Origin of the sequence: Sphingobium sp. C100, assembly GCF_000508185.1 — a bacterium.
In the GTDB taxonomy this organism is placed as follows: domain Bacteria; phylum Pseudomonadota; class Alphaproteobacteria; order Sphingomonadales; family Sphingomonadaceae; genus Sphingobium.
Genome location: NZ_AYOY01000018.1, coordinates 1 through 12,102 on the forward strand (window position 1 = coordinate 1; position 12,102 = coordinate 12,102).

The 12,102-nt window shown below is 62.1% G+C and carries 11 protein-coding genes; 2 read left to right on the forward strand and 9 right to left on the reverse strand.

Annotation, left to right across the window (positions count from 1 at the left end; all coding sequences use genetic code 11):
* Nucleotides 1-58: 58 nt before the first annotated feature.
* The 9 genes from C100_RS27590 to C100_RS27630 all read right to left on the reverse strand — a co-directional run bounded on the left by C100_RS27590 (nt 59) and on the right by C100_RS27630 (nt 9,276).
* Nucleotides 59-727 (reverse strand): haloacid dehalogenase type II, encoded by a 669-nt coding sequence (locus tag C100_RS27590; RefSeq protein WP_024018249.1) that lies wholly within the window; start codon nt 725-727, stop codon nt 59-61.
* A gap of 237 nt (nt 728-964) precedes the next feature.
* Nucleotides 965-1,891, reverse strand: a complete 927-nt coding sequence (locus tag C100_RS27595; RefSeq protein ID WP_031308609.1) for a 2-hydroxyacid dehydrogenase — start codon at nt 1,889-1,891, stop codon at nt 965-967.
* Nucleotides 1,888-2,928 (reverse strand): PepSY-associated TM helix domain-containing protein, encoded by a 1,041-nt coding sequence (locus C100_RS27600; protein ID WP_024018251.1) that lies wholly within the window; start codon nt 2,926-2,928, stop codon nt 1,888-1,890. The genes C100_RS27595 and C100_RS27600 overlap by 4 nt, the downstream gene beginning before the upstream one ends.
* Nucleotides 2,929-3,035: 107 nt before the next feature.
* Nucleotides 3,036-5,171, reverse strand: coding sequence for a TonB-dependent siderophore receptor (locus tag C100_RS27605; RefSeq protein ID WP_024018252.1), 2,136 nt, complete (start codon nt 5,169-5,171; stop codon nt 3,036-3,038).
* Between the two features lie 330 nt (nt 5,172-5,501).
* Entirely contained in the window at nt 5,502-6,713 is a 1,212-nt protein-coding gene (locus C100_RS27610) for a DUF1624 domain-containing protein (RefSeq protein ID WP_024018253.1), read from the reverse strand.
* A gap of 26 nt (nt 6,714-6,739) precedes the next feature.
* The gene (locus C100_RS27615) at nt 6,740-7,369 is read right to left on the reverse strand and encodes a hypothetical protein (protein ID WP_024018254.1); all 630 of its coding nucleotides are present in this window, start codon (nt 7,367-7,369) and stop codon (nt 6,740-6,742) included.
* 1 nt (nt 7,370) lies between these two features.
* The gene (locus tag C100_RS27620; RefSeq protein WP_024018255.1) at nt 7,371-8,099 is read right to left on the reverse strand and encodes a HupE/UreJ family protein; all 729 of its coding nucleotides are present in this window, start codon (nt 8,097-8,099) and stop codon (nt 7,371-7,373) included.
* A 9-nt stretch (nt 8,100-8,108) separates the two neighbouring features.
* Entirely contained in the window at nt 8,109-8,489 is a 381-nt protein-coding gene (locus tag C100_RS27625; RefSeq protein ID WP_024018256.1) for a hypothetical protein, read from the reverse strand.
* 43 nt (nt 8,490-8,532) lie between these two features.
* On the reverse strand, nt 8,533-9,276 hold the full coding sequence (locus C100_RS27630; protein WP_031308611.1) for a DUF4198 domain-containing protein: 744 nt from the start codon (nt 9,274-9,276) through the stop codon (nt 8,533-8,535).
* A 250-nt stretch (nt 9,277-9,526) separates the two neighbouring features.
* On the opposite strand from C100_RS27630, the gene C100_RS27635 reads away from it, so the two are divergent.
* Nucleotides 9,527-10,123, forward strand: coding sequence for a TetR/AcrR family transcriptional regulator (locus C100_RS27635; RefSeq protein ID WP_024018258.1), 597 nt, complete (start codon nt 9,527-9,529; stop codon nt 10,121-10,123).
* A gap of 63 nt (nt 10,124-10,186) precedes the next feature.
* On the forward strand, nt 10,187-11,905 hold the full coding sequence (locus C100_RS27640) for an acyl-CoA dehydrogenase (RefSeq protein WP_024018259.1): 1,719 nt from the start codon (nt 10,187-10,189) through the stop codon (nt 11,903-11,905).
* Nucleotides 11,906-12,102: the final 197 nt, after the last annotated feature.

The window sequence follows — 12,102 nt, forward strand, 5'->3', positions numbered from 1 at the left end:
GGTAAAGGCGGGGGCGCTCGCCAGCCAGTAGGAGAGGGGGGATGCCGACATCGCGCCGTTACAGGCCGACCACCGCCGGCAGGCAGCCGATATGCGGGATTTCGACATCACGATAAAAGGGGTTGGACGGCTCATGACCGCGTCCCACGAACACGCGGCAGCCAAAATGCAGGTCGGTGGCGGTGTTCTGGTCGTAACGGAAGCTGGAGGAGACATGCATCATCTCCTCAGGCTTGGCGCCCAATTGGTCGAACATATATTCGAATGCCTGCATTCGCGGCTTGTAGGCCTGCGCCATCTGGGCGGTGTAGACCGCGTGGAATGGCGCGCCCAGCATGGCGACATTATGGTGGATCTGGTCGTTCATCGCGTTGGACAGGATGACGAGCGGAATCTTGTCGCCGATCTTGCCCAGGCCGCCCGGCACATCGTCATGCGGACCCCAGGTCGGCACGGCGTTGTAGACCGCATCGGCATCCGCCTCGCGATACTCCACACCCCATTTCTGGCAGGCGCGGCGCAGCGAGTTGCGGATGATCTCCTGATAGGGTTCCCACGGACCCAGAACCTGATCCAGCCGATAGGCGCCCCAATCCTTGCAGAAAGCGGGAAGGTCCGCCGCCGCGACGCGATCGGCCATGAAGGCGCTCGCCATCTCCGTCATGCGAAAGCGGGTCAGCGTGCCATAACAGTCGAAACTGATATATTTGGGCCGGAAATTGGGCATCTGGGGGACTTCCTTCCTAAGTGCGGCAAGTGGCTTTGAAAGCCGTGTGACAGGGGCATTACGACATGGCGGGGCCGGAACATGGGGCCGATTGCTCTGGGTCAGGGCGCAGATTTATGACTTTATCGCGGTCCTTTCGGCATAGTTTGCCGCGCTCTCCGTCAGGCGGCAATCGGCTCTTTCCAATGTCGTCGAACCCGGCCAGCCGACCGTCGCCCGGCAGGGAATGTCGGGCGCTCAATATCCCCGGTTGCGGGGGACTTCGCCTTCCAGCGGCGCGCCCGCCTCATGCCGCCGGATGTTGGCGATCAGCGCACGCGCGGCGCTGTCCGCGCGGGTCATGCTGGCGATATGGGGCGTGACAAGAATGCGGGGATGGGTCCAGAAGGGGTGGTTGGCGGGCAGCGGCTCCGGCTCGGCGACATCCAGCACCGCGCCCATAATATGTCCCTCGTCGAGCAACGACAGCAGATCCTGCTCCGCCAGATGGCCGCCCCGCCCGACATTGATCAATGCGGCGCCCCTGGGCAGGTGGGACAGGGTATCCCGGCACAAGATGCCGCGCGTCGCATCCGTCAGCGGCAGCAGACAGATCAAGATGTCGCAACTTGCCAGAAAAGCAGGCAGCGCCGCTTCACCGGCATGGCAGATGACGCCATCGATCGCGCGCGGCGAACGGCTCCATCCCGACAGCGCAAAACCGAAAGGGGCGAGGGCCTTCAACACTGCCTGCCCCAGATTGCCGAGCCCCATGATGCCGATCCGACGTTCAGTTGCGGGCACAAGGCTGATCGGGGACCAGCGTGCTTCCTTTTGCGCTTCGCGATAATCGATCAGGTTCCGGTGCAGCGCCAGTACCGCCATCGTCGCATATTCGACCATGCCGGCGGTGATGCCCGGCTCGATCATGCGGACGACCCGCACATCGGGCGGCAGGCGGCTCATGTCGAACTGATCGATTCCCGCGCCGATGGAAAACAGGATTTCCAGGCGCGGCAGGCTGGCGATCAGCGCGGCCGAGGGGCTCCAGGCGGCGAGATAGCGGATCGTTGCGGGATCATGGTCTTGCGATGGATCGACAAAGCCGATGTCGTTCGCCTCCGTCGCGAAAATCTCGCGCCAGACGCGGCCGCGTTCGGGATCGGATGTGTAGAGCAGGGTCATGCAGGGGCCTTTCGGGCGGGGCGCCGTCGCTGGGCGGCAGCCTGCCACCACATGATCGGCCCGGAGAGAGCAAGCGTCGCCAGCGCCAGCGCGACGATCAGCAGTAACGCCGGGCCGATAGGCGCCAGCACGTCACCGCTATGGATCGGCAGGATGGTCATCCACAGCGCGCCATTCTGCTGCGCATTGGTCGCCGCGAGAATATGGGGCTTGGTTATAGTCACCACGACGCGATGCACGGCCCGCGCGTTGCGTTCGGGTGCGCGGAAATTGACGATCAGCCGGTCGCCATAGACCCGGAAGTCGCGCAGGCCAGCCGCCGGGAAAGCGCTCTGCGCCAGCGCCAGGCTGCGATCGATCTCCACGGCGGAAGCGGCCGAGGAGACCGGCGGCGCATCGCCGGCCGCCAGTTCGGGGATGATGAGCAACAGGCCGGTTGCGGCCAGGAGGATCAGGAAGGCCGCCGCCAGCACGCCCAGGGTCCGGTGCGCCTGCCGCAGCACCAGGCGCGGGGCCAGCGTCCAGCGGATAGCCAGCGCCTTGGCGGGCTTGCGCTTGGGCCACCAATAGGCAAGCCCGCTCGACGCCATCGTCAGCAGCGCCAGCGCATTGAGCGTGACGATGATCATCCCGGCCTTACCCGCCATAAGCCGGTAATGAATCTGGAGCGCGGCCTCGACCGGGAAGGCGGCGATGCCGCCCGTGCGCAACACGTCGCCGCCGGCCGGATCGACGGAGGCATAGGCTGTTCGACCATCCGCATTGCGCAACTGCGTGAACCAGGTAGCCCCTTCCGCATCAGGCGCGAACAGACGGGTCACCTGATAGCCGGTCAGAAACCGGCTTGCCCGGGCGGCGGCTTGACCGGCGGAAATGGCCGGTCCGCTCGCCCGGCTTGTCATGCCGATCGGGTCGATCGCCCGGGCCAGCGGGCCGCGATACAGCAGAACCGCGCCGGTCAACGCCTGGACGAGCAGGAAGGCGGCCATGGCGAGCCCCAGGATACGATGGATGCGAAGCCATGTCGCACGGGTCACGATGCGCCTCCTGCGGCCAGAAGAAAGAAAATGCCGCCGGCATCCCCGCGCTTGGAGGAAGAGATGCCGGCGGCCGGTCGGGGCGGGCAGGCCCCGAGCCGGGGGTATCAGAAGTCGAAGCTGGCCCGGACCGTGAACGAGCGCGGCATACCCGGCTGAACCCACAGGCTCGCATAGGAGCTGGCATAATATTTCTTGTTGAACAGGTTATCGACATTGGCCGACAGCTTGATCTGGTCGTTGATCGTCACCGACCCCAGCAGCTTGGCGATCGTGTAGCTTGGCAGGTAGAAGGTAGTGGCCGTTTCGCCCAGGCGGCGGCCGACATGGGTGACGCCCGCACCCAGCATCGCTTCATGATCGCCGACCGAGAAAGTCTTGAACAGCAGGGCGTTGCCCTGATGCTTGGGAATATTGATCAGCGGGTCGCCCTCCAGGATCTGGAAACCGAAATTGGGATCGAGCGCATTGGTCGCCCATTCTGCGTCGGTATAGGCATAGGTCAGGAACAGCTCGAACCCGGCCGGCAGCTTCGCGCTGAGGTCGAATTCGATCCCCTTGCTCCGGGCCGAACCCACCGGCTTGGAAAAGCCGGCATTGGCCGGATCGGTGGTCAGCACATTGTCCTTCTTCATCTTGTAGAGCGACACTGTGCTGGTGATCCGGCCGTCGGGCGTCACGAACTTGGCGCCGACTTCATAGGATTCGCTGATTTCCGGTTCGAACGGCTGGCCGTCGAAGCCCACGCCACTGTTCGGGCGGAAACCCTTGCCGTAGCTGGCGTAGAGCGAGATGCTCTTCGTCGGCTCAAACACCATGCCGGCCATGGGGCTGAATTTGGTGTAGCTTTTCTGCGGTGTCGTGCCCGTCGCGCGATTGTCGATATCCTGGCTGAAATCGTCATAGCGGCCGCCAAATCGGATCTTGAACTGCTCGGTGATCTCGATCTGGTCCTGGGCGTAGATGCCCCAGGCCTTCTGAATCTCGGTCGCATTCTGGATGACGACATCCGGCGTCGGGGCCACGCCGCTATAATCGGGATTGAATATGTCGATGACATAGGGGTTGGGACGCGGACGATAGCGCGACTGATAGGTTTCGATCTCAAACCGGTCCCAGTCCGCGCCGATGCGGATATTATGGATGATCGACCCGGTTGCCACCTTCCCGCTGATCTCGCCACGGAACACCATATGGGTGGTGCTATAGTCGCGATAGCGGCGCTGCCGGGTCAGGGTGCGGCCGTCGGTGTAAAGCTGCTGGCGGCCTTCCACAAGTTCGGGGTCGCTCGAATAGCCTTCGAAGGTCGTATCCTTATATCCCGCGCCCAGCATCAGCGTCCAGTCGTCGCTGAAATCATGCTGATATTGCGCCTGATGGCCCAACACCTCGACCTTGATCGGGCCGTCGGCGGGATTGCCCAGAAAGCGCGACTGGGGCACGATGCCGAGCGTGTAGACGCCGGTCGTCAGATCCTTCATCGCTACGACGCCGCGATCGAACGGCACTTCCTGGTTCACATATTCCAGTTCGTAGGTGAAGATGTCCTTGTCCGACAGCTTTGCCAGGAAGGACGGTGTCAGCGTATATTTGCGGGTCTCGACAATATCGCGGAAGCTTTCGGCATCCTCGAACGACCCGTTGATGCGGATCGCCACGCTGTCGCTCAAGGGCAGATTATAGTCGCCCTCGACCCGGTATTTCTGCCAGCTGCCGGCCGAAACGGAAAAGCTGCCGCCCGGCTCGAAGGTCGGCTTCTTGGTCACGATGTTGATCGTGCCGCCCGGTTCGCCGCGACCAAAAAGGGCGGAGTTCGGCCCCTTCAACACCTCTATCCTCTCGACATTGGATGCATCGCGCGGGCCGCCATAACCGCGGCCACCGTTAAAGCCGTTAACCAGGAAGCCACTGGGGAAATTCTCGTCCCCGGCAAAGCCGCGAATGGCGAAACTGTCCCACAGGCCGCCGAAATTATTCTGTTTCGACACGCCGCTTGCCAGTTCCAGCGCGGTATCAAGCCGGGTGATATTGAGGTCGTTGAGCAGTTTTCCTTCCAGGAACTGGACGGCCTGGGGAATTTCCTTGACCGGCGTGTCGCCAAAATATTGGCGCTTCAGGCCGGTGACGATGATTTCGCCATCAGGCGTCAGTGCTTGGGATTCCTGCGCCAGTGCGGCGGACGACAAGGCGATCGTGGCGGTGCCGGCGGCAAAGGCCAGGCGTAGGGTCGATAATGTGCGCATGTTGCTATACCCCTTCTAAAATCGCTGTTCCCTATTGTCCTGCGAAACGGGGGACCGGCTGTTTTCTGTACTTGTTCTTTCCCACGCGGGCTTTGTCCTGTCGTGGGGCCGGTCATTCTTGAGTGATTTCCACTTCTTCTTGTATTCGAGGCTACGATGGATGACGGAAATATTACATCAAATTTGCTGCTCGGGACGGCGCAAAATTGTGAATCGCGAGCTCGGACGGCATGAAAATCCGGCGATTAACGGCGGCCGTGAAGACCCGGAAATTCAGGAAAAAGGCCGCCCACCGTTAGGGAAGGCGGCCAGTTGGTCCGACGCAGGACGTCAGAGATATTTGAGCCACCAAATGTCCTTGCGCCGCTGCTTGAGCTGCGCGAACCAGCGGGTGGGGAAATATAATATCGGGATCAGGATGAAGACCCAGATCCAGACCCAGCGCAGTTGATCGACGCCGAACACAGCACCCTTGGTCGGGCCATAGAACAGCATGGCGATGTTGTAGAGCAGTTTGAGCGTATAGAGATGCAGGACGTAGAAGAACATCGGAGCGCCACCGAGCAGGGCGAGGGGCGGCATCGCCTTGCTGTCCTGGAACATTTCGAACAGCGCCAGCAACAGGCAGCCGATACCGACGGTCGGCATCAGGAAGAGCAGCGATGGTGGATATTTGGTCAGCGCCAGAAAGCTCATCACCGTGCGCAGCGGCGTATCCCCAACGAACCATGGCTTGTCGCCATAGACGTTGAGATAGCGGATGACGATGAAGCCGATGACAAGACCGAGGCCCAGCGTCAGCATCCGGTGAATTCGCTGCTGCGGGTCGCTGCCGCGCGCGAACCAGGGACCGCAAGCATAGCCCAGCAGGATGACGCCGATCCAGGGTAGCACCGGATAGGTCGTCTTGAACAGGATGCCGGCAATTTCGAACTTGTCGCGCTGGTGCAGCAGCGCCCAGGGAATGAAGAAGGGGGAATCGGGCGTCAGCCGTATGGGGTCGAGCAAATTGTGCAGACAGACGATCGCCAGGCCAAGCGCAAACTGGGCGGGACGCGGCAGATGGATGAGGCCGGCGAGGCAGATCATGCTGAGGCCAATCGTCCAGATGACCTGTAGCCAGATGGTCGGCGGCGGGAAGCTGTTCGCCTGCGTCGGCCACGCATAGCAGACGAGCGTGCATTCCAGGAACAGCAGGAACAGGCCGCGCTTGAACAGGAACTCGGAAACCTGCCTCTTGCTGTGCGACTGGCCGTAAAGCCAGGCGGACAGACCGGTCAGGGCGACAAAGGTCGGCGCGCAGAAGGTTGAAAGGAAGCGGGTGAAGAAGAGGCCCGGATCCGTCGTGGCGGCGTCCACCGGATCAGTGACCTGAAGGTGCAGGAACCAGGTTTCGCGCACATGATCGACCAGCATGAACAGCATGACCAGCCCGCGCAGGGCATCGATGGCGATAAGCCTGGTGCGCGCCTTGGCTGCTTCAATCGGCGTGGCGGCGGCGCGAAGGCCGATAGGGGGCGTATAGCCCGCAATGCTGCTCATGATGGTGGTCCCTTCTCCTTTTGTCTTCACGCGCCTTCGGGCTGGAAGAGATTCTTGTAGAAACCGACCGTCTTCACGGTGACGGTCACGGGTGTGTCGCCCTTGTTGCGGAAATACCAGCCATGGGTGCCCGCGAAGGGCGCGGTGAAATCGCCCTGGGCTCCGGTCATCTCCAGTTCTTTCCAATAATCGGTGAACGCGCTCTCGGCGGCATCGACCTTCTCGCCATGCATTTCGGCCTTCACCGGACCGCCGGTTGATTGCCAGGTGAAGATGAAGCTATCGCCCTTCGCCATATGTGCCTTGACCTCGCGGCCGCTATGGGGCGCCAGCTCGATCGTCATCTCGTCCTGTCGCCAGGCTGTCGCCTTGGCGATGCTGTCCTTGGTCGGGATCGCGGTAGCAGCGGCGGCGGCGACCGGGCTGGGCGCCCCCGGCTCGGTGTTGGAGGCGGTCGGCGTCTCCTCGCCCGCCACCATGCCGGTCAGGCCCAGCGCCGTGCCCACACCGGTCGGGTCGATGCCATATTCGGCCGGTAGCACGAACAGTGTGACGATCGCCGCGGCGGCCAGCGCGGCGCCGCTGGTCGCCTTGGCGAGCGTCGCGGGCGAAGGGCTGATGCGGACGGGCAAGGCGGAAGCGGTGGTTGCAGTCATGTCAGGCCCCCTGTGTGAAATAGCCGGCCATCTGATAGCCGATCAGGACGAAACCCGCGGTCATCAGCGCCGCATTGGCGATGATGGCGCTGCGGTTGAAGGTGGAACTCATGCGCCACAGGTTCATGAGGAGAAGGATGATTGTCAGCGCCATGAACTGACCCAGTTCGACACCGATATTGAAGCTAATGAGATTGTATATCATCCCTTCTTTCGCCAACGTCAATTCCTGTAATTTGGTGGCGAGACCAAGGCCGTGGAAAAAGCCGAAGATCAGGACGGCCGCCTTGGGGTTGGGCGATAGGCCGAACCAAGTTCTGAAACCGTCCAGATTGTCGACCGCCTTATAGACCACCGACAGGCCGATGATTGCGTCGATCAGGAACGGGTTGGCGCGGATATCGAGCAACACGCCCAGCAACAGCGTCGTGCTGTGCCCGATCGCGAACAAGGTCACATAAGCGCCGACGTCCTTCATCCGGTAGAGGAAGAAGATCACACCCGCCAGGAACAGCAGATGGTCGTAGCCGGTGACCATATGTTTGGCCCCCAGATACATATAGGGGATGATGTTGATACCCGACGCGCCTTCGATGAAGGCTTTGTCATTCTCATCGACGCCATGTGCCAGGAGCGTCGAACTCAGACAGGCCAGGGCAAGCGCCAGGAGCGGCAGCGCGATCCGCCGCATGTCCCGGGAAAGAAACGAGGGGCGGATCGCGATGGCCATGTCGGCTCCTTATTTCGCCTGGAAGGTGGCGAAGCTCTTCGCTCCGCTCTTGTCGATCAGCATGACGATCAGCTTGGCGCCCTTGACCGGCTTAAACCCGGCCGCGACCAGCTTGTTGCCGCCCGCCGCCTTCAGCGCCGCCTCGGTTTTCTTGCCCGCCGCGCTTTGGGTCAGCTTGGCGGTGAAGCCGGCAGCGGCGATCGGTTCATCTTCCTCGCTCAGATAGATATCGACGCCCTTGGGGCCGCTCACCAGTTCTACCATCGTTTCGCCGGTCATCTGGACCATGCCGCCATGTTGCGGTTTCATGCTGCCATGGGCGTGCAGCATCGCAGGTGCCGCAATCAGCGTCAGGCCGATGAGGCCGATACGGAAAAAATCGATCTTCATGCACAATCTCCTTGTCTATGGGCCAGTCGTCGCTGGGCTGGCGTCATTCGGGCAGGTGCGGCAGCACGAAGGATAGCGAAGCGCGATATTCCTCATGATCGACCTTCTTGTCGTCGGTCTGCGCCACGAAGATCGCCATGAGCACATTGATGCCCTGGTTGCGTAGCGTGATGGTGGCGGTGCCATCGGCCGCGGTCTTCGCTGGCGCGGCTTCGTCCGGGTCGTTCACATAATCCTGCATCACCGTCGCGCCGGCAACCGGTTTGCCTTTGTAATAGACGCGCACCTTCATCGGCTCGCCCATCTTCTGCGGAATGTCCGCGCGCACCGGAACGACCTGAAGCACATGTCCTTCGAACAGCGGCACCGGCGTGGTCGGCACCTGACTCAGATGAACGGCATATTTGAAATTATGCTCGGCCAGTGTCGCATTGGGCACTTCGTCGCGGCCTTTATTGTGCCACTCGCCGTCGGGCGTCTTGCTCCAATAGCCATAGTCCATGACGGCGGCGACGGCGGCGAGCGGCTCGTCGCTGTCGACGACGGGTATCGCGCCGGCCTCGCGCAGCCGGGTCGCCACCGGCGCCCAGTCGCTGTCATAGCCGGTGACACTTTGGACGAGCGGCAGCCGCTTCACCGCGTCCAGATCGTCGGCGCCTACGCCGTAGATCAATGCCAATTGTCGCGCACGTTGCGCGAACCAGATGCCGTGGGCACCGGCGGGAACGGCCATGGCGGCTAGGGTGACGGTGCCGATGGCAATGGTGGCGAGGCGTTTGAAGGCCATTTGCTGCTCCTCGATGCGGGGGTGGTCCCTGATGATCGAGGCTATGGTGCGCGCACAAAGGAATGTTCCGAATATGTGAAACAGCCAGGTATAGAATATCAAAAATGAGTGGCGGGCGGAGCGTCGTGCTTCGCTAACTCGTCTGAGCCCGCAATGAAATGGCTGATAAGGCTATTGCGCCTGGGTCTATTCCGGTGACCCAGAAGCCGGGTGCTGATGCGCAGAGGTTTTCTGTGCTAGATCACCGTCCATGAGCAGGACGAACGGCAGGGGTGAGGAGGCGGAGGGCGCAGGTGCGCGTCGCCGCCAGATATTGGAAATCGCCGCACGATTATTTGCACGCAAGGGCTATCGCGGCACGTCGATGCGCGACATTGGCGAGGCGGCGGGTGTGCTGGGCGGTTCGCTCTACCATCATATCAAGTCAAAGGACGCGCTGTTCGTGGAACTGCACCACGCCGCGCTCGATGCGGCGGAAGAGCGGATCGCGGCGGCGGTGGCGTGCGAAAGCAGCCCGTGGAAGCGGCTTGAGGCGGCCTGCGCGTCCCTGCTTGATATTCAACTCGATCCCGATTCCCTGACGATGCCGATGATGAATGACTTTCGTGAAGTGCCCGACGCCGTGCGCGGCGCGCTGGTGGATCGGCGCGACCGGTTCGAAGCGCTGTTCCGGGATCTCGTCGCCGATCTGCCACTGCCACCGGAGATCGACCGTTCTATCTATCGCAACCTGCTGCTCTCACAACTTAATGCGGCTGCCGATTGGGTGCGTCCCGGCCGTCTCACTCCACGCGAGATCGCGGAACAGGTGACACGCATTTTTCGCCATTACGATGGTGACCAGTGACCCTTCTTGCGAGTGTAACAACTGTTTGGTATATGCGGTATTAGACCAGAGAGGCTCCAGACAATGCAAAATTATACCCCCCCGATTGACGACTACCGGTTCCTGCTGAACGAGGTTCTGGATTTCGACCGCGCGATGACGGATCTGGGCAAGGAGGTGGATGCCGATCTTGCTTTCGCAGTGCTGGAAGAAGCGGGCAAATTCTGCGCAGAACAGCTTCATCCGCTCAATCGGGAAGGCGACGAGCAAGGCAGCAAGCTGGTAGACGGCGCGGTCGTGACGCCAGCGGGATTCGCCGCTGCCTATCGCGAGTTTGCCGCTGCCGGTTGGCCCGCGCTGGCCGCCGATCCGGCCCACGGCGGACAGGGCCTGCCCTTCATCCTCCAGCTTTGGCTGGACGAGATGCTGTCCGCCACCAATCTTTCCTTCGGTCTTTTCCCCGGCCTGACCAGGGGCGCGACCGAGGCGATCGCCGCTCATGCCAGCGAGGAGTTGAAGGCCCGCTACCTGCCTGGGCTGGTCAGCGGGGAATGGACCGGCGCCATGGCGTTGACGGAAAGCGGAGCTGGGACCGACCTTGCCCTGCTCAAGACGAAAGCGGAACCGAAGGGCGACGGCAGCCATGCCATTACCGGGCAGAAAATATTCATCTCATCGGGTGACCATGACATGGCATCCAACATCATCCATCTGGTGCTGGCGCGCTTGCCCGATGCGCCGGCCGGAGTGAAGGGGATCAGCCTGTTCCTCGTCCCCAAATTTCTGCCGGATGGATCCCGCAACGTCCTGTCGGTCGGCGCCCTGGAAAAGAAGATGGGCATTCATGCCCAGCCGACCTGCGTCATGAACTATGATGGCGCCACGGGCTGGTTGGTAGGCGAGCCGCATCGCGGCCTGGCCGCGATGTTCACGATGATGAATGCCGAGCGACTGATGGTCGGCATCCAGGGGCTGGGCATCGCCGGTGCCGCCTATCAGCAGGCCGCTGCCTACGCGAAGGATCGTTTGCAGGGGCGCAGCGCTGACGGCGCGCGTAGTCCGGTGCCGATCATCGAGCATAGCGATGTGCGGCGGATGCTGCTCAAGGTCCGCGCCTTTGTGGAAGCGGGGCGCGCGCTGGCCGGCTGGACCGCGCTGCAACTCGATCGCGCGCACGGCCACGCCGACGCGGCCGAGCGGGCGAAGGCCGATGCGCTGGTTGCGCTGCTCACCCCCGTCGTCAAGGCGGCCTTTACGGATTTCGGTTTCGAAAGCGCGGTCGAGGCGCAGCAGGTCTTTGGCGGCCATGGCTATATTCGTGAATGGGGCATGGAGCAATTTGTCCGCGACGCCCGCATTGCTCAGATTTATGAAGGCACCAATGGCGTCCAGGCGATGGACCTGGTCGGGCGCAAGCTGCCGCTTGGCGGCGGCGCAGTGGTCGATGGCTTCTTCGATATGATCGCCAGCGACCTGCGTACAGCCTCTGGCCTGATCGTGGCCCAGCGTAGCAGCGAGGCGCTAGCCCTGTTGCGACAGGCAACCATAGAGCTGCGCGGCGCGAGCGTCGATGCAGCGGGCGCAGCGGCGGTCGATTATCTGCGCCTCTTCGCCTTGGTGTCGTTCGGGTGGATGTGGACTCGAATGGCCGCCGCCGCGATCGGGGACAATCCATTGCACCAGGCGAAGCGTCAGATGGCCGATTTTTTTGCGGTGAGGATGCTACCCCAAGCGCAGGGCCTTGCCGCGGCTGTCGCTGCAGGGGAAGCGTCATTGATGGCGCTGCCGATCGAAGCCTTCTGATTGATCTGCATGCCGAATGCGGTGGGTGGCGCACTTTCGCTGTTGGCTCCGGGGGGAGTGGCGCCCTCCGGGGTGGATAGGCAGGCGGCTGTTGGAACAGATGGTTTCAAGGCAGCAGTACGGCGTCTTCAGGCCATTGTCGTTTTTTTGAAATTTTTCAGTTGACCGACTCGGTTGGTCACCTTAGATGCCACTCC

What these genes read in the sequence shown, in the direction of transcription:
- C100_RS27615 (WP_024018254.1), bottom strand. Translation starts at nt 7,369, where the DNA reads ATGACTGCAACCACCGCTTCCGCCTTGCCCGTCCGCATCAGCCCTTCG.
- C100_RS27640 (WP_024018259.1), top strand. Translation starts at nt 10,187, where the DNA reads ATGCAAAATTATACCCCCCCGATTGACGACTACCGGTTCCTGCTGAAC.
- C100_RS27635 (WP_024018258.1), top strand. Translation starts at nt 9,527, where the DNA reads ATGAGCAGGACGAACGGCAGGGGTGAGGAGGCGGAGGGCGCAGGTGCG.
- C100_RS27630 (WP_031308611.1), bottom strand. Translation starts at nt 9,276, where the DNA reads ATGGCCTTCAAACGCCTCGCCACCATTGCCATCGGCACCGTCACCCTA.
- C100_RS27595 (WP_031308609.1), bottom strand. Translation starts at nt 1,891, where the DNA reads ATGACCCTGCTCTACACATCCGATCCCGAACGCGGCCGCGTCTGGCGC.
- C100_RS27620 (WP_024018255.1), bottom strand. Translation starts at nt 8,099, where the DNA reads ATGGCCATCGCGATCCGCCCCTCGTTTCTTTCCCGGGACATGCGGCGG.
- C100_RS27625 (WP_024018256.1), bottom strand. Translation starts at nt 8,489, where the DNA reads ATGAAGATCGATTTTTTCCGTATCGGCCTCATCGGCCTGACGCTGATT.
- C100_RS27605 (WP_024018252.1), bottom strand. Translation starts at nt 5,171, where the DNA reads ATGCGCACATTATCGACCCTACGCCTGGCCTTTGCCGCCGGCACCGCC.
- C100_RS27590 (WP_024018249.1), bottom strand. Translation starts at nt 727, where the DNA reads ATGCCCAATTTCCGGCCCAAATATATCAGTTTCGACTGTTATGGCACG.
- C100_RS27610 (WP_024018253.1), bottom strand. Translation starts at nt 6,713, where the DNA reads ATGAGCAGCATTGCGGGCTATACGCCCCCTATCGGCCTTCGCGCCGCC.